Here is a 17092-nt window from a genome sequence, read left to right on the forward strand (position 1 = left end):
CTGGGAGGTCGCCCCATGGGAAGCAGCGTGCCGGTGCGGTGCCCCGCCTGCCGTCGTGATCACGCGTACGTCCCCCCGGTCTTCCCGTGCGCGTGCGGCGCCCCGCTGGCACCGCCGCTGCAGCACGGCGCCCCGCCGCAGCCGATCACCCGCCGCACCTGGACCGACTCCTGGGTGACGGTCCGCTGCACGTCCTGCGGGCGCCAGGACCAGTGGCCGCAGCCGGAGCTGGGCTGCGGCTGCGGGGCGGTGCTGCGGATACCGGTCCGGCCGGCGCCCACGGTGCCGCTGACCCCCGCGGCCCCCGGCCGTACGCCCACGCCGGAAACCCCCGCGCCGCGGCGCACTGGAAGCGCTCCCACACCACGCCCGCCCTTCCGCCCGCTCACCATCCGCACCGCACGCGACGCGGTCACCGCGGCCGCCCTCTATCTCAAGTGGCTCGGCTTCCGGGACATCCTCCAGTCCCCGGAGCACCCCGCGTCCGGCATCGACCTGCGGGCCCGAGGCCTGGTCGCCCAGGTCGACCCGGGCACCGCGCCATCCACGCTGCGCGATGTGGAGTGCCTGTGGCTGCACGGGCTGAACGCGTCGGCGGTCCCGGTCTTCTTCTCCCTCACGGGTTACGCACCCCAGGCCCGCGCCCGCGCCGAGGAACTCGGCGTCCCGCTGTTCGTCCTGGACCGCACGGGCACTCCGAAACCCGCCACGCGCGCCGCCGACGAACTGGTCGGCAGCGGCTCGGGGCCGGGTGGCTGAGAGGCAGGACGACGCTGCTGAGGCACTTCACCGCACGGACGGGGGTAAGGACGCTCCATAGGAGCGGCGAGCAGCCGGGCGAAGTCGCTGGTGCGCCGGGGGAACCTCTGGGGCGCCGGGGGGCGGCCCGGTCCCGCCAGCCCCCGGCGCGGGATACTGACCTCATGCCCATCCGCCCGGCCACCGCCGCCGACCTCCCCCACCTCCAGGACATCGAACGCGCAGCCGGCGAACCCTTCCGCGCGCTCGGCATGCCGGAGATCGCGGACGACGACCCGCCCCCGCTCGAACTCCTCGCCGAGTACCAACTCGCCTGCCGGGCTTGGGTGTTCGCTGACGCCCAGGGCCTCCCGGCCGCGTATCTGATCTGGCAGGAGGTGGACGGGGCGGCGCACATCGACCAGGTGTCGGTGCATCCGCGCGCCGCCAGGCGCGGCGTGGGCCGGGCACTGATCGACCACCTGGCGAAGGTGGCCGGGCCGACCGGCCTGACCCTGACGACCTTCGCGGAAGTACCGTGGAACGCCCCGTACTACGCACGCCTGGGCTTCGTCACCCTCCCCGACACCGAACTCACGGACGGACTGCGGGAGATCGTCGCCGAGGAGGCCGCCCTGGGCCTCGACCGCTGGCCACGGGTGTGCATGCGCCGGTGAGGGCGGCCACGGGTGTGCATGCGCCGGTGAGGCTTGGTGCGGTCAGTCACCACGGCCGCCCCGGTTGTCCGGGGCGTACGGGGGCTGCCCGCCGCCCGGGCCCCCGCCCCGGCGGCCCGGGTCCTCACCTGCGCCAGTGCGCCGCGGCAGTGGTCGGCCACCCGTAAGCCCACCCCTAACAGGCCTTCCGCAGGCGTCAGTTGATTCCGCGCTCCAGTCCCTCCCAGTAGGGCTCGCGGAGCTTGAACTTCTGGATCTTGCCGGTGGCGGTGCGCGGGATCGCCTCGCGGAACTCGACCGAGGTCGGTGCCTTGTAGCGGGCGAGGCGGTCCTTGCAGTACGCGATCAGGTCGGCCTCCTGGACCGTCCCGCCCTCGGCCCGTACCACCAGCGCCTTGATGGTCTCGCCCCACTTCTCGTGCGGGACCCCGATGACGGCGACCTCGGCCACCTCCGGATGACTGAAGAGGGTGTCCTCGACCTCGATCGAGGAGACGTTCTCGCCACCGGTGATGATCACGTCCTTCTTGCGGTCGGAGATGGTGAGGTGGCCGTCGTCGGCGTCGAGGAAGCCGCCGTCCCCGGTGTGGAACCAGCCGTCCGCAAGGGCGGCCCCGGTCTCCTGCGGCTTGTTCCAGTAGCCGTCGAGGACGACGTTGGAGCGGGCCAGCACCTCTCCGGAGTCGGCGACTTCGAGCTTGACGCCGAGTGCGGGCACCCCGGCGCGGGAGAGCTTGCGGGCGCGCTCCTCGGCGGGAAGTGCCTCGTCCTCGGCCCGGGCCCGGTTGAAGGTGAGCAGCGGCGAGGTCTCGGTCAGACCGTAGATCTGAGTGAACTCCCAGCCCAGTTCCTCGCCCATCCGCTGGATGGTGCGGCTGGGCGGCGGAGCGCCCGCACAGACCACCCGCACCCGGTCGCGGCCCGGGACCGGCCCCTCCCAGCCGGCCGCCGCGTCGAGCACCGCGTTCCACACCGCCGGGGCGCCGCACATCAGCGTCACCCCGTGCTCCTCGACCCGGCGCAGGATCTCGGCGCCGTCGACCTTGCGCAGCACCACCTGCTTCACGCCGAGTCCGGCCATGACGTAGGGCATGCCCCAGCCGTTGCAGTGGAACATCGGCAGCGTGTGCATGTAGACATCGCGCTCCCAGGCCCGGGTGTGCAGCCCGAAGGTCAGGCCGTTGACCCAGATGTTGCGGTGGGTGAGCTGAACTCCCTTGGGCTGGGCGGTGGTTCCGGAGGTGTAGTTGATGGTGGCGGTGGCGTCCTCGTCCGGGTTCGACCACGGGCGCGGCTCGACACCGAAGCGCATCAGCTCGGTCTCGGTCCGCTCGCCGAGTACGAAACGGTGCCTGGCCTTGACCCCGGAGAGCGCGTCGTCGAGCTCCGGGTCCACCAGCAGCACCGAAGCCCCGCTCTGCTGCACCATGTACTCGATCTCCTCCGGACTCAGCCGGAAGTTGATCGGTACACACACCCGGCCGCTCATCGGCACGGCGAACAGCAGCTCCAGCATCCGTGCGGAGTTGTGGCTGACCACCGCCACCCGCTCGCCCTCGCCGACCCCGAGCGCGTCAAGCCCCGCCTGCCAGGCCCGGACCCGCTCGCCGAGCCGGCCGTAGGTCGACACCGGTACCGGTGCGCCCGGCTGGTCCGGCTCGTCGATCACGCCCGCACTCGACGCGAAGCCCAGCTCGGCCCTGTCGAGGAAATCCGTGATGGTCATCGGTGTCCGCATTGTTCTCCAAGCGCCTCGTCCGGGGGTCCTGTGACTGACATCCTGTTTCAGCCGACCCGGATCTCACCACCCCCGAACGGGGGCGGAAAGGAAGCGCACGTGATCGACTCCGGATCCCCGCGGACCGCACACGCGCCCCAGATGCGGGCGGCACTACTGCGACTGCGCCGGGTCACCGGACTGCCGGTCGCGTTCGGCGGGCTGCTCGACGGTCCGCCCGCCGGGCTTGCGGGCGGAGAGCGGGAGTTGCGCATCGCGGAGCTGAGCGGGGCGTCCACCCGGGCGTTGCAGGGACTGGCGGTCGCGGTGGGGGTGGGCCTCGGCGGCAAGTCGATCGCCCTGTCGCGGCCGTGCGCGGTCACCGAGTACCTGGCGTCCCGGCACATCAGTCACGAGTACGACGCGGCGGTGCGGGCGGAGGGGCTGCGCTCGGTCCTTGCGGTGCCGGTGATCGTACGGCGCCGGGTGAGGGGCGTCCTGTACGGCGCCCTGCGCACCCCGCAGCCGCTCGGCGAGCGCACGGCGACGGCGGCGATGGACGCGGCCCGTGAGGTGGAGCAGGCGTTGGCCGTGGGCGACGAGGTGCGACGGCTGCTGGACGTGGCCCGGGAACCGGGTGCGGGATCCGGCGCCTGGGAGGAGGTCCGGGAGGCGCACGCGGAGCTGCGGGCACTGGCGCCGCGACTGGTGGATCCGCAGCTGCGCGGTGAACTCCTCGCGGTGTGCGGGAAGTTGGCGGGTGCGTGGCAGGGAGATCCGGTGGTACGGGAGCGTCCGGTGGCGCTGACCGCGCGCGAGACGGATGTGCTGGCGTGCGTGGCGTCGGGGGCGACCAACGCGGCGGCGGGCGAGCGGCTGGGGCTGCGCCCGGAGACGGTGAAGAGCTATCTGCGGTCGGCCATGCGGAAGTTGGGCACGCACACGCGGGGTGAGGCGGTGGTGGCAGCCCGGCGGAAGGGGCTGCTGCCGTAACTCCCCGCGCTCCACGCATCCCCGTACCGGCACGCGGACAGCCTTGGAACACCGGGGCCCTCCCCTGTTTGGATGGAGCCTGTTTGGATGGTCTCCCGGGCGCTGTCCGGGAGATCGGCAAGGGGTGGTGAGGGCATGGTGTCCACGGAGCGGATTCTGGCGTTCGCGGCGATGTCGCTGCTGGTGATCGCGATCCCGGGGCCGAGCGTACTGTTCGTGATCGGCCGGGCCCTCGCGCACGGCAGGCGTACCGCGCTCGCGACGGTCCTGGGCAATCTGATCGGCTCGTACTTCCTGGTGGTCGCGGTGGCGCTGGGAATCGGGGCGCTGGTGGAGAGCTCGGCAGCGGTGTTCCTGGCGGTGAAGCTGGCCGGTGCGGCCTATCTGGTGCATCTGGGCGTGCAGGCCTTCCGGCACCGCAAGGACATGCGGGCAGCGGACCTGGCGGCCCCGGCGGGCGAGCGGCCGCGCGGAGATCTGCGGACGGTCCTGGACGGGCTTCTGGTCGGCCTCACCAACCCGAAAGGCATCGTCTTCTTCGCCGCCGTCCTCCCCCAGTTCGTGGACCACTCCGCCGGTCATCTGCCGTTGCAGATGCTGCTGCTGGGACTGGTTCCGGTGACCATCGGCATGGTGACGGACACCCTGTGGGGTCTGGGCGCCTCTGCGGCGCGGGCCTGGTTCGCCCGCTCGGACCGGCGGCTTTCGATGATCGGCGGCGCGGGCGGCTTCGCGATGATCGGGCTCGGAGTGACGGTGGCGGCGACGGGACGGGCCGACTGACGACCTCAAAGGCCGCCAGGGCGCGTGAGACACGGGCCCTACGTGGCCCTGGTGCCGTAGAACTCGCCGAACCGTACGTCGTGGGCGCGCCCCGGGCTCAGCACGGAGAGGGTTCGCGTCGCCTCCTCGACGACCTCGGTGCGCTGGGCGCGGGTGAGCTTGCCGAAGGGTTCGACGGTGATCCACGCCGTGCCGTCCTTGGCGGACTCGCCGGCCCGCCAGATCCCGGCGAGCAGTCCGTCCACCAGAAAGGTGCTGTACGAGGTGTTCACGTACCAGGTGCGTGCGGCGTACTCGGGCGGTGCGACGCGGGTGCGGTCGGCGTGCGAAAGCAGCAGGTTGTCGTACTCGGGGAGGAAGCGGACCGGCGCGGGGGTGTCCTCGTCGGGGCGGGGCGCGTCGGGGAGGTCGAAGAGTTCGGTGCCGTGCTCGTCGCGGAAGGTGACCAGCCGCGGGCGGAGCCGGTCGAAGGCGGTACGCAGCCGGGTCCGCCCGCACCAGACCTGCATGTCCTTCACCGAGGCGGGGCCGAAGGCGCCGAGGTAGCGCAGCACGGTCGCGTCGAGCAGACCGTCGACCTCCGCGGGTGCGAGGTCGGGTTCGGGGCGGTCGAACCAGCTCCTGGCGGTGGTCAGCGCGACCTGTCCGCTCTCCCCCCACAGACCGCGCGGGGTGGCCTGGACCAGGGGCACCGCACAGCGGGCGACGGTGGCCAGCTCCTGCGGATTGCTGTCGGGCCACCGCTTCAGCAGCCCCTCGCGCAGCTCCTTGAGGGACAGCGGACGCTCCTCGACGAGTTCCCTGGCCAGCGCGGCGACCTCGTTCCCGTCGACCACCCCGCCGAGCCGCCCGAGAAAGATCTTCAGCTCGCGGTCGATGACGGGCTGTACCAGAAGGCGCAGATTCAGGCAGTCCTCGCCGGTGAGGGTGTGCAGGGTGGAGCGCATGGTGACCATGCGGCCCACCTCGTGGGAGGCCATCAGCGCCGACAGCTCGTGCGGGTCGAAGCCCTCCAGGCGGGCGGCGAGGGAGACGTACGGCGGCTTGGTGTTCTGCGCCTGGAGACCGACCAGGTGGTGCACGGCTTCCCTGGCCGTCAGGCCGCTGCGGGTCAGCAGGAGCTGGCGGGCGAGGGTGGCCCGGCCCAGGGCGCGGGCACTGAGGAGGGGTGCGGAAGCGCTGCGGCGCCCGTCGGTCGTCGTCATGGGACGCACGTTACGGCGACTTGCGGACAAGTTCTGTCCGCTTGAGGAATCAGGGCTCCGACCGCTCGGGGGCGGGGCGGGGCTCCGCACGGGGTCGGGTGGAGCTTCCCCGGCATCGGGTGGAGCTTCCCGTTTCACCGTGCCAGTGCAATTTGACCCGTATATCCTGCTTCGTAATCACGGGACAAGGAGGGGCTGGCCCCCATGGCAGCGAAGAAGCGCACCTGGCGGAGGCAGCCCGCCCTCGCACCCACCCCGTCCACGCCGCCGGCCTCCCCGGCCCACCGGCAGCCCGACCCGCACGACCACGGCAGCGTGGTCACCGCCGCCCTCTACCGGGACGGCCTGCGGGTCGCCACCCCCGACTCCCTCGCCGAGACCTTCCGCCAGCTGCGCCAGCACCCGGACGGCATGGCCTGGATCGGACTGCACCGCCCCACCGAACCCGAACTCCACTCACTGGCCGAGGAGTTCGACCTGCACCCGCTCGCCATCGAGGACGCCCTCGAAGCCCATCAGCGCCCCAAGCTGGAGCGCTACGGCGAGACCCTCTTCGTCGTACTGCGCGCCGCCCGCTATCTGGACGCCCCCGAGGAGGTCGACTTCGGCGAGCTGCACGTCTTCCTCGGCCATGACTTCGTGATCACGGTCCGGCACGGCGCGGCCCCCGACCTGTCCGCCGTACGCCGCCGGATGGAGGCGTCGCCGGAGCTGCTGGACCTCGGCCCCGAAGCGGTGCTGTACGCCATCCTGGACGCGGTGGTCGACGGGTACGCCCCGGTCGTCTCCGGCGTACAGACCGACATCGACGAGATCGAGACCGAGGTCTTCCGCGGCGACCCCGAGGTCTCCCGCCGCATCTACGAACTCTCCCGCGAGGTCGTCGAGTTCCAGCGCGCCACCCGCCCCCTGATCGGCATGCTCAACGGGCTGATGGCAGGCTTCACCAAGTACCGCACCGACGAAGAACTCCAGCGCTATCTGCGCGACGTCGCCGACCACGTCACCCACACCAGCGAACGCGTCGACGGCTTCCGCCAGGCCCTCACCGACATCCTCACCGTCAACGCGACCCTGGTCACCCAGCAACAGAACGCGGAAATGCGGGCGTTGGCGGTCGCGGGCTTCGAGCAGAACGAGGAGATCAAGAAGATTTCAGCTTGGGCCGCAATTCTCTTTGCTCCCACACTCGTCGGAACCATCTACGGAATGAACTTTGAGAACATGCCGGAGCTTGGCTGGAGCTTCGGATACCCCTTCGCAATCAGCTTGATGGGGGTTGTTTGTGTGGGTTTGTACGTGATTTTCAAGCGGCGGAACTGGCTCTGAAGCCCCTCCCGGGGGACCGGCCCCTCTTCGCTCTTTGCTCTCGCATCTCTCGGAAGTTGAGCAAAGAGTGCCCCTGGGGAGCCGCTGGGGAGAAGTGATGCAGGTGATCTCCTCGCCCTCCCAGACATGGGCGCCCCACCTGGCCTTTTAGTGCTCGAAGAACGCCGGGGAGAATCTGGGGAGAACCCGGGTCATGAGCGCCTGGCGCCGCCAACCGACTTCCTCTACTCCTCACACCGACGCGGCGACCATCACAGTGAGTAGCCAGCGCGACGTCTCAGTGCCCGCCCCTGCCGCGGAGCCACGACTCCCCCAGGCATCTTTGGTCGTCACGCACATGTGGACGTCGAGGCGACGCACAACTCGTCCTTTGATCACAGTGGTGAAGACCAGCTCATCCGGGTCGAGCAGGTGAATGTGGCGGTGCAGCCCTGAGAGCTAGACCCACTGAAGACCCGTGTAGACATGGCCTGCCACCCGAGGGGAGCTCGTCCAGAGTGCTCATCACCTGGTCTAGCGTGAACCACTGCGTCGGCCTGGCCGCGATCTCCGGCAGGCCGATGATGCGGCATGAGCTCACCGCAATACTTCGATCGGCGTGAGCGTCATCTTCCGGACGATGGCTGATCCATGCCCTGGCTGCGAGCACCAACGGCTGCTGCACTGGGAGACACGAGTCAGTGGCAGGCCGATTCGGGGGAGGCAGCAGGGTGGGTACATCCACGCGTGGGAAGGGGCCACGCTGGCCCGGGGTCACCACGAGGCTCTCCCGCTGGGGTCCCGAGCGATCTGACCCGGCGGACATGGCTGCGTCCGTGATCGGTGCTCTGCAGAATGCCTGCCGTGCGGATAAGGACGCGTTTGGGCTGCGGGAAGCAGCCACCGCCGCCGGGCTGCGCCTCACCGACACTCTGCGAGTGCTTGCGGAGGACGGACCCGTCGGCCTGCATCGGCGTCCGCCGGAGGCGCGGGTCGGTAAGCAGCCCCAGGGCGGAGGCGAGGTCTCGTACGAAGAGGGAATCCCCGGCCAGAATGAGGCCCCGGCGGACCCCGGGGAGGGTACGGAGGGTCCTCGGTGGCCCGATCCGGCCGATGCCTTCGTAGCGGAGTTCACCGAACGGGTCGCGGGCGACGGCACCACCGTGGTGGATGCGGCCCTGCGCCGCGCGGTCGTGGCTTCGGCCCGGCGGATCCTCGAAGAGCCCGGGGTGCGCGAGACGCTGCATGCATCCGTCGGTGCCGAAGCAGCTGCGTCGGGTGGCCGCGGGCTGGCGGGCGATCTGCTCTGCCTTCTCTACCGGTGGTTCTTCGCCGACCTGATCTCGGAGTTCCTGCGCGCGGTGATCGCCGAACAGATCGACCTGACGGTTCCGGGATTGTCGTCCATAGCGCCTGAGGGTGGGATACCGGACAAAGTCACCGACCTGATCCTCTCCCTCGTTCCGAATCCGTGTGAGGAAGCCACTGGAGCCTTTGAAGGGGAAGGAGCAGTGGTACTGGAGCCGAGCGACGAGCTCTCGTCCGGAGGGCCCGGAGAGGCTGAGGCCGCCAGTGATCCGCCTGCCGTTGCTCCGCCCCTGCTGGAAGTGGCCCGGCTCCTCGTTCCCGGCACCGTGGGCAAGGTGCTAGGTCTGGCCTCTGCTGCGTCCGCCGCCGGCGAGATTGCCGCCATCCCGGTCAAAGAGGAGCCTTCGACATGACACCAGCACGGACCCCGGGCTCCTTCTGGTGGCTCGACCACAGCTCCGAGCAGCCACCCGGCCCGACCTGGCTCCCGATCGGCACAGCCGGTTTCCAGGAGATCGAAGGAAGGATCACCGGCCATCACTCCCTGCGCGGGCCGGCCCCTGCCTGGGCCGACGACCTGCTGCGACTGTCCCGAGCCGTCTTCCTGGCGGACAAGCTGACATCCCGCGAGGCGACGGAGGACCGCTGGACCCGCCGGTTACGCCTCTCGGTGCCCGTCTCGGACCCGGATCGCTGGGCTGCGGCAACGGACGGCCCGTTGTCGCCCCTGCTGCGCACCCTGACCGGTGACCTGTGGGAGATCTCTCTGCGCCCACTGCGCTCCGTACCGCGGCAGGAGCCCTTCCCGGCGGACGATGAATAGTGCGCCCGAGAAGTCGCCCTCTTCTCCGGCGGTCTGGATTCCCTCAGCTGGGCCGCCCGGCGCGCGGCTGAAGCCGATGCCGACGACGGCGTTCTCCTGCTTGTGTCGTTCTCGGAGAAGAAGGTCGAGCACGTACTGAGAAACGTGTCCGCAGGCGTCGAGGCTCTCGCCCGACAGTCAGGGCGTGAACTGCGCCGGCTCACCCTCGCCCAGACCAACAGCAGCGTCCACGGGAAGGTGGCCGAGCATTCCTCCCGCCCCCGGGGCCTGCTCTACGCGGCCACTGCCGTCCGGGCTGCAGCCGCAAACCAAGTGGGCACGGTACAGGTTCCGGAGAACGGCCAGCTCGCCCTCAACCCACCCCTGAGCGCCGCCCGTTCCGCCGCTCTCTCCACCAGGTCGGTGCACCCGCGCACCCTGTACCTGCTCAACGCCATCATCCGTACGGTCGGCGGCTCCGTCACCGTCGAGAACCCCCTCGCGCACCTCACCAAGGGCGAAGTGTGCCGCGCGGCTATCCGCGCGGGGCTCCCCCTGGCCGTCCTGGCCCAGAGCATGAGCTGCGGGGCCCCACCTCGTCAGCGTCGAGGGCTGCCGTACGACAACTGCGGCGTCTGCTTCCCCTGTCTGGTCCGCCGCTCAGGGCTGCTGGCCGGTACCGGCACCGACCCCACCCCGTACGAGACAACCCCCCGGCACCCTGGGCTCAGCTCCGAACGCTCCGAGCACTGGCACGCCCTCCGTAACTGGTTGGGCCGCGACTACACCGTCTTCGACCTGATCGGCGATGTGCCACTTCCTCCTGGCACTCCGGCCGGTAACTGGCTCCAGGTCATCGAAAGCGGCCGGGAGGAGCTGCGTGCGATGGCTCGGTGGGTGGAGTCCGCGGGGGCGGCATGAGCGGCACTTCCGCCCAAACGGTCTTGCCGACCGCCCCCGCCTCTGGTTCGCTCACTCCCCACTCCTTCGCGAGTTCTTGTACGAGAACAAATCCGCGCCCCCTCGTCGCCGTCCCCGGCGGTGGCGTCGCCATACCGGCTACCGGCGGCCGGCGCTCCCCGCGCGCGTCGGTGACCTCGATGCGGACGGTGTACGGGTGGAGCCGCAGCCCGAGCCGGAAATCGCGGCCCGGCACCCGGCCGTGCGTCACGGCGTTCGCTGCCAGCTCCGCCACCACGAGCGCGACAGCGTCGGACGCCTCACACCCGAACGGCACGCCCCACATGTCGAGTTGCTGCACCGCGAGCCGCCTGGCGAGCCGGGCCCCGCGCGGGGTGGCGGAGAACTGTTGCGTGAACTTCCGCTCGGAGGCGGGGACTTCACCCCTGCCGATTACCTCGTTCATGTGACAGAGCGTGTCCGCTCGGCTCTACCCTGAACAGGGCTGATACCGGTACACACCGGTTTCTGTCCGGCTGCCCCGAGGGCGTGTACGGGGAGCCGGGCGTGACAGGTGGGTACGGGTGGTCGTTGGCGGGGACTTGGCGGGGACTGCGGCAGACCGGAGGTGGCGTCGGACATGACGGACGAAGTCGGAGCAGGGCGTTCGGGAAGTGGGACCGAGAGGCAGGACTGGGACGACGGCGACGAGGAGGCGTCGGCCCTCCTCAAGACCGTCGGCAGACAGCTCAAACTGTGGCGCGAGCAGGCGGGGATGACGCAGGCGGAACTGGGCGCGGCGATCGGTTACAGCGAGGAACAGGTGTCCTCGGTGGAACGGGGCAGACGGGCCCCGAAGGCGGAGTTCCTGCGGGCGGCCGACGAGGCGTTGGGGGCGGGCGGGATATTGGTGGCGTTCGCGGAGGACGTGGCTCGCGCCAAGTACCCGAAGAAGGTGCGGGATCTGGCCAAGTTGGAGGACGAAGCGGTCGAGATCGGGGCGTACAGCGCGCACAACATCCAGGGTCTGCTCCAGACCGAGGAGTACGCACGGGCACTGTTTCGCATGCGTCGGCCGGTATTCGACAGCGAGCACATCGAGACCCAGGTCGCCGCGCGGTTGGCCCGGCAGGAGATCTTCAAGCGGTGGCCGTCGCCCATTCTGAGTTTCGTACAGGAGGAGGTGACCTTGCGACGGACGCTTGGGGGCCGTGGCGTACAACGTAAACAGCTCGAACGGCTGCTTGAAGTGGGCCAGTTGCGCAACGTCGAGATCCAAGTAATGCCGACGGTGTGCGAAGACCATGCCGGTATGGGCGGACAGTTCCGCCTTCTCTCCGCGCGCAACGGATCGAAGGCTGCACACCTAGAGGTTCAGCAATTGAGCCGCGTACTCACAGAACCGAAGGACGTTCAACTACTGGAGACCCGCTATGGAATCATTCGAGCCCAGGCTCTGACTCCGCGGGAGTCCCTGGCCTTCATCGAGAAAGCCCTGGGAGAGACATGACGATCAAGCCCTCCGTAGACACGACCGCCGCGCCGACATGGATCAAGAGCAGCTACAGCAGCAACGAGGGCCCTGACTGTGTCGAGATCGCAGCCACCCCCGGCACCGTCCACATCCGCGACTCCAAGAACCCACAGGGCCCCCTGCTCACCTTCGCCCACGCCGAGTGGTCGGCGTTCCTGTCGATCACCTCGGACCGCGCCTGACGCAAGGGTCGGGCAGTTCCGGTGCGAGCCACCGGGACCGCCCACCTACCCCCGCTACCTGCCCCCTCAACCCTCTGACCTGGACTTTTTCAGCCACTATCACTTCCGGCCCGATAGTTGTCAGTGTCACCGTTTAGGATTTCGTCCGGGGGAATCAGCCGGGCTTCCTGGGCCGCACCAGCAGGAACGCTCCCGGCACACACGCACACGAGCTGAGACGGGGCAGGAGCCGCATGGAGGATGGCCGGTGGACGACGGTCACCGAGTCCGGGTACGAGCACGAGCGCCGCGGTCTTGAGGCGATCCGCAAGCGTCTGCCGGACGAGGAACCATGGCGCGCCTGGTCGAACTTCACCTTCACGGCGAGCAGTGGGCACGTCCGCGAGGTCGACCTCATGGTCACCGCTCCGGCCGGGGTCTTCCTGATCGAGCTGAAGGACTGGCACGGCTCGGTCAGCGGCGGCGGCAACAGTTGGGTGCAGACGACGCCCGGCGGTACCCAGCGCCGGCACGGCAACCCGCTGCACCTGACGAACCAGAAGGCCAAGGAACTGGCCAGCCTGATCGGCGACACCGTGGGCCGCGGCCCCGGGCGGCCCAGGATCTGGGTGGGTGAGGCGGTCTGCTTCACCGACGACAAGCTCGGGGTGAACCTGGCAAGCGCCGACATGAACGGCGTGTTCACGATCAAGCAGCTGGTGGAGATGCTCTCCGTCCCTCCGGCGGACGCCCACCGGCAGATCACCGCCACCGTCTCGCGCCAGGTCGATGCGGCCCTGAAGCAGCTCCACATCGCACCCGTCCGCCGTCAGCACGAGGTGGGTTCGTACCGCCTGGAGGCCAAGTCGTTCGACTCCGGCCCCACCTGGGCCGACTATCTGGGCCGTCACACCCAGCTGCACGAACTGGCACGGGTACGGGTCTTCCTCAGCGAGCGCGGCGCATCGGACGCCGAGCGGGCCTCGGTGGAGAAGGCCGCCGCGCGGGAGGCCACCGTCCTCAGCCGGTTCCGGCACCCGGGTGTGGTGCAGCTGAAGAGCTATCTGCCCTCGGGACACCCGGCGGGGCCGACGATCCTCTTCGACTACCACCCGGAAACCCTGCGTCTCGACGAGTACCTGGTAGAGCACGGCCAGCTCCTCGACCTGCCGGGTCGGCTCGCGCTGGTGCGCCAGCTCGCCGAGACGGTCCGCTCGGCGCACTCCAACCGGCTCCACCACCGCACTTTGTCGGCGCACTCCGTGCACGTCGTCCCGCGCAACCGTGGTCCGCGCGGGCGCGAACTGGGCGAGGAGCAGCGCTGGTTGAGCCCCCATCTGCAGATCGCGGACTGGCAGATCGCCTCCGGCCACAGCGCCAGCCAGGGGAAGCCACTGACACTGGCCCCGTCCCGGCTGTCCGGCCTGCACGTCGCGCAGCAGGCCGACCCGTATCTGGCGCCCGAGCTGCGGATCCCGAAGGCGGATCCGGTCCGGCTCGATGTGTACGGTCTCGGCGTCCTCGCGTATCTGCTGGTCACCGGGCAGGCGCCGGGTGCGAACCAGAATGAGGTCCTGTCCCGGCTGGAGGCGGGCGAGACCCTGGCGCCGAGCGCTCTGGTGGACGGCCTCAACCCCGACATCGACGACCTGGTGGAGGCGTCCACCGCCTACGAGCCGAGCCGTCGGCTGTCCACGGTCGACGACTTCCTGGAGATGCTCGAGTACGTCGAGGAGGCGTTCGCCGAGAAGGACAAGGACCCAGCGGCTGCGAGCGGGGACGGCGTGCCACCCGAGGGCGGCGGGGCCGGGGCACAGAGCAGCGAGCCGGAGAAGGATCCGCTGGAATCGGTGGCCGGCGACATACTCGCCGGGCGCTGGGAGGTCGTGCGCCGGCTGGGTACCGGCTCTACGTCGCGGGCGTTCCTGGTCCGTGACCTGGCCGGTGAGCCGCGGCGCAGCGGCGGCCTGCCGGTGGCGGTGCTCAAGGTCGCACTGAGCGAGGCCAAGCATGGGGTGCTCGACCGGGAGGCCGAGGTCCTGGGCCGCATCCACCGGGACTCCAGCATCATCGCGCTGTACGAGCGGGAGCCCCTGACGCTCGCCGGCCGCCGGGTGCTCGCGCTGGAGTACGTGGGCGACATCCGCGCTCTGGACGCGGAGAGCGGCAAGCCGTCGCGCAGGCGTGAGGACACGGTCGCCCGCCAGTTGCGGGACTACGGCCGCCTGGGCATGGACCAGCTGGAGGCGTACGGAAAGTACCTGTTCGGCGCGGTGGAGCACCTGGAGGCGGAGGGCATCTGGCACCGGGATCTGAAGCCGGACAACATCGCGATCCGGATCCGCCCCAACGGCACCCGCCAGCTCGTCCTGATCGACTTCTCGCTCGCCGGGTATCCGGCGAAGGAGATCGACGCGGGCACCGAGGGCTACCTCGACCCGTTCGTCGGGATCATCACGCGCGGTTCGTACGACGGTCACGCCGAGCGGTACGCGCTGGCGGCGACACTGCACGAGATGGCGTCCCGGGAGCTGCCCCGCTGGGGCGACGGCTCGGTCACGCCCCGGCAGACCGACCAGAAGGAATGGCCGTACCCGCAGCTCGCCGCCGATGCCTTCGACGACCCGGTCCGTAACGGTCTGGTGGCCTTCTTCCGCAAGGCCCTGGCCCGGAACGTGAAGGACCGGTACCCGGACCTGAAGCCGATGGAGCGCGCCTGGAACGCGATCTTCCTGGACGCGCAGCGGACCACGGCGCCCAGTTCCGGGCACGGCAAGTCCGGGCAGGTCGAGGTGGTGGGCCAGGAGGACATCGCGCAGGCGCCCACGCCGCAGATCGGTCAGGAGGACGATGACGACGCTGCCGAGAAGATCCGGAACCAGCAGGCGGAGCGGGCCGACCGTTCGACGCCGCTGTCGGTGGCGGGGCTGACACTCGCCGCACAGTCCCAGCTGTTCGCGATGGGTCTGAACTCCGTGGGGGACGTGCTTGATTACTCGGTACGGAAGTTCCTCACCGCACCGGGCATGGGTGCGCGAACCCGCACCGAGATCCAGAACCGGCAGAAGCAGTGGAATCTGCGCCTCGGCAAGGCGGTGCCCGCGCCGATGAGCGCGGAGGCGCTGAAGGCGGCCCGCCAGGAGGCCACCGAGCTGGAGAAGTCGGTTGCCGAAACGCTTGCCGCCACCGGCGACCCAAGCCAGGAAGTCCTGCGCACGCTGAGCCTGGACGCGCTGGCCTCCCGGCTGGTGCCCCGGCCGTCGAGTGGCAGTGCCCGTTCCAATGCGAAGGAGCGCGAAGCCGTACGGCTGCTGCTGCGGCTTCCCGACGAGAACGGCCGACTGCCCGAGGGCCTGCCCTGGGTCCGGCAACTCGATATCGCCAAGGAACTGGCCCTGACTGCGGGCCGTATCCCGCAGATCGTGAAGAAGGCGCGGGAGCGCTGGTACGAGGATCCCGCTCTGGAGCTGCTGAGCGAGCAGGTGATCGAGCTGGTCGCCGAGCGCGGCCGGGTGGTGCCGGTACTGGAACTGGCCGACGCGCTGCTCGCCCAGCGCGGCAGCAAGCTCGTCACGCGGCGCGACCGTCGTGCGCTGGCGCTCTCGCTGCTGCGTGCCGTGGTGGAGCGGGAGCAGCACCGGGAGCAGTACGACGAGACCCCGTCGCGGTTCCGTTACTTCTACGCCCGGCTGCCCAAGGGCGCCGATCCAGTACTCGGGCTGATCGTCATGGACGTACGCGACGGAGTGGACGGGGCGGACACCCCGACCATGCCGGCCCTTCAGGAGTACGCGCTCAAGCTGGGCGTGCAGGCCGACGAACTGGCGGCCCTGGAGTCCCTGCCGACGGCGAGCACGGTCCTCACCAAGCTCGCTGCGATCCGGCAGCCGCCGGGCACGCTCGGCTGGGACGAGCGTCGCACCGCCGAGATCGCGGTCGCCGCCTCCCCGGGGGCTGGGCTCACGCCCCGCCTGGAGATCTATCCGCGCGATCTGGACCTGGTGCGTGCGCTGCGGATCACTCAGGCCGGTGTGGTCGCCGTACAGCCGGGCATCGAGGAAGACCGTCAGCCCGGTCTCACCGTTGACGCGCTCCACAAGCGGGTCGCGACTCGCTTCCCCGACCTGGGCGACGACCCGCTGGTGCCGAGCGAGCTGCCCGTGGGCAGTGCGCTGGTACGCCTGCTGAAGCAGGCCGGTTTCGAGCTGAAGCTGGCGACGCGTTACGACAAGGTGCTCCGGCTCGTCCCGGACCGGCCCGCCGGGGAGTTCACCAGCGGTCTGACGTCCGCGAGTTGGGGCGTCTCGGCGTCGGCTGCACGCCGTTCCGCGCCCACGCAGTACGACGCGGATGCAGCGGTCGCCGCTGCGGTGAAGGCCGAGCAGCGGCTCGTACACTCGGCGCGACAGGACGGTTTCCGGGTACTGACCGTGCCGCACCGGGGTGCGGAGGCGGCGGTAAGGAGGCTGACCGACGAGCCGTACGGTGCGCGGGCGGTGTCGCTGACGGGGCTGTTGCTGGCGGAGCTGCGGGGGGTGGTCACCGAGGCGGCCCGGCCGACGTGGGAGACCGTACTCAAGGCAGATGCGGCAGAGGCGGGCTCGCGACCGCATCAGCAGTTGCGTGTCCGTACGGACAAGGCATGGGGTCGGGTGGAACCGCTGCTGCGGGACCGCCTGGCGGAGGGTGGCGGCCCGCTGCTGCTCACCGACACGGCGGCGCTGGCGCGGTACGACGCATTCGACCTGCTGGGTCGGCTCGCGGAGGAGGCGCGGCAGGGAGGCAGCCCACTGTGGCTGCTGGTCGCACAGTCCGACCCGGCGCGAGCGCCGAGGCTGGCCGGGCAGAGTGTTCCGTACCAGGCTGGGTTCGACGAGTGGATCGTCGTGCCGGATGCGTGGGTGGCGCGGAAACATCTGGTGCCGGACGGGGACGTCTGAGGTAGGTACGGCAGACCGTCCCCCTT

General features: G+C 70.2%; 14 protein-coding genes. 11 read left to right on the forward strand and 3 right to left on the reverse strand.

Annotation, left to right across the window (positions count from 1 at the left end):
* Positions 1-15 precede the first annotated feature (15 nt).
* Together ACIA73_RS26245 and ACIA73_RS26250 are read left to right on the forward strand one after the other, a co-directional pair.
* Positions 16-759: a hypothetical protein gene (locus ACIA73_RS26245; RefSeq protein ID WP_399441169.1), complete on the forward strand. Its 744-nt coding sequence runs from the start codon at positions 16-18 to the stop codon at positions 757-759.
* 164 nt (positions 760-923) lie between these two features.
* A complete protein-coding gene (locus ACIA73_RS26250; protein ID WP_399441170.1) occupies positions 924-1415 on the forward strand; it encodes a GNAT family N-acetyltransferase in 492 nt (163 codons plus the stop codon).
* A gap of 196 nt (positions 1416-1611) precedes the next feature.
* Here the strand turns inward: ACIA73_RS26250 and ACIA73_RS26255 are convergent, their stop codons facing one another.
* Complete coding sequence (locus ACIA73_RS26255; RefSeq protein WP_399441171.1) at positions 1612-3153, reverse strand: AMP-binding protein; 1542 nt, start codon at positions 3151-3153, stop codon at positions 1612-1614.
* A 141-nt stretch (positions 3154-3294) separates the two neighbouring features.
* Here ACIA73_RS26255 and ACIA73_RS26260 point away from each other — a divergent pair, with 141 nt between their 5' ends.
* Together ACIA73_RS26260 and ACIA73_RS26265 are read left to right on the forward strand one after the other, a co-directional pair.
* Positions 3295-4125 carry a response regulator transcription factor gene (locus tag ACIA73_RS26260; protein ID WP_399441291.1) on the forward strand — a complete coding sequence of 277 codons (831 nt, stop codon included), beginning with the start codon at positions 3295-3297 and terminating at the stop codon, positions 4123-4125.
* Between the two features lie 135 nt (positions 4126-4260).
* The gene (locus ACIA73_RS26265; protein WP_399441172.1) at positions 4261-4908 is read left to right on the forward strand and encodes a LysE family translocator; all 648 of its coding nucleotides are present in this window, start codon (positions 4261-4263) and stop codon (positions 4906-4908) included.
* 38 nt (positions 4909-4946) lie between these two features.
* Here the strand turns inward: ACIA73_RS26265 and ACIA73_RS26270 are convergent, their stop codons facing one another.
* Positions 4947-6113: a winged helix DNA-binding domain-containing protein gene (locus ACIA73_RS26270; RefSeq protein WP_399441173.1), complete on the reverse strand. Its 1167-nt coding sequence runs from the start codon at positions 6111-6113 to the stop codon at positions 4947-4949.
* A gap of 204 nt (positions 6114-6317) precedes the next feature.
* Between ACIA73_RS26270 and ACIA73_RS26275 the strand changes: the two genes are divergently transcribed.
* The 4 genes from ACIA73_RS26275 to ACIA73_RS26290 all read left to right on the forward strand — a co-directional run bounded on the left by ACIA73_RS26275 (position 6318) and on the right by ACIA73_RS26290 (position 10452).
* The gene (locus ACIA73_RS26275) at positions 6318-7442 is read left to right on the forward strand and encodes a magnesium and cobalt transport protein CorA (protein ID WP_399441174.1); all 1125 of its coding nucleotides are present in this window, start codon (positions 6318-6320) and stop codon (positions 7440-7442) included.
* A gap of 803 nt (positions 7443-8245) precedes the next feature.
* Positions 8246-9142, forward strand: a complete 897-nt coding sequence (locus tag ACIA73_RS26280; protein WP_399441176.1) for a hypothetical protein — start codon at positions 8246-8248, stop codon at positions 9140-9142.
* The gene (locus tag ACIA73_RS26285; RefSeq protein WP_399441177.1) at positions 9139-9552 is read left to right on the forward strand and encodes a hypothetical protein; all 414 of its coding nucleotides are present in this window, start codon (positions 9139-9141) and stop codon (positions 9550-9552) included. The genes ACIA73_RS26280 and ACIA73_RS26285 overlap by 4 nt, the downstream gene beginning before the upstream one ends.
* 102 nt (positions 9553-9654) lie before the next feature.
* Positions 9655-10452, forward strand: a complete 798-nt coding sequence (locus ACIA73_RS26290) for a 7-cyano-7-deazaguanine synthase (protein ID WP_399441178.1) — start codon at positions 9655-9657, stop codon at positions 10450-10452.
* Here ACIA73_RS26290 and ACIA73_RS26295 read toward each other — a convergent pair.
* Entirely contained in the window at positions 10385-10897 is a 513-nt protein-coding gene (locus ACIA73_RS26295) for an ATP-binding protein (protein WP_399441180.1), read from the reverse strand. The genes ACIA73_RS26290 and ACIA73_RS26295 overlap by 68 nt on opposite strands.
* A 174-nt stretch (positions 10898-11071) precedes the next feature.
* On the opposite strand from ACIA73_RS26295, the gene ACIA73_RS26300 reads away from it, so the two are divergent.
* The 3 genes from ACIA73_RS26300 (at position 11072) to pglW (ending at position 17066) form a co-directional block, all read left to right on the forward strand.
* A complete protein-coding gene (locus ACIA73_RS26300; RefSeq protein WP_399441181.1) occupies positions 11072-11941 on the forward strand; it encodes a helix-turn-helix domain-containing protein in 870 nt (289 codons plus the stop codon).
* Positions 11938-12147: a DUF397 domain-containing protein gene (locus tag ACIA73_RS26305; RefSeq protein WP_399441182.1), complete on the forward strand. Its 210-nt coding sequence runs from the start codon at positions 11938-11940 to the stop codon at positions 12145-12147. The genes ACIA73_RS26300 and ACIA73_RS26305 overlap by 4 nt, the downstream gene beginning before the upstream one ends.
* 233 nt (positions 12148-12380) lie before the next feature.
* Positions 12381-17066 (forward strand): BREX system serine/threonine kinase PglW, encoded by a 4686-nt coding sequence (gene pglW, locus ACIA73_RS26310; RefSeq protein ID WP_399441183.1) that lies wholly within the window; start codon positions 12381-12383, stop codon positions 17064-17066.
* Positions 17067-17092 lie beyond the last annotated feature (26 nt).

It is taken from the genome of Streptomyces sp. NPDC051561 (genome assembly GCF_044454195.1).
GTDB lineage: Bacteria > Actinomycetota > Actinomycetes > Streptomycetales > Streptomycetaceae > Streptomyces.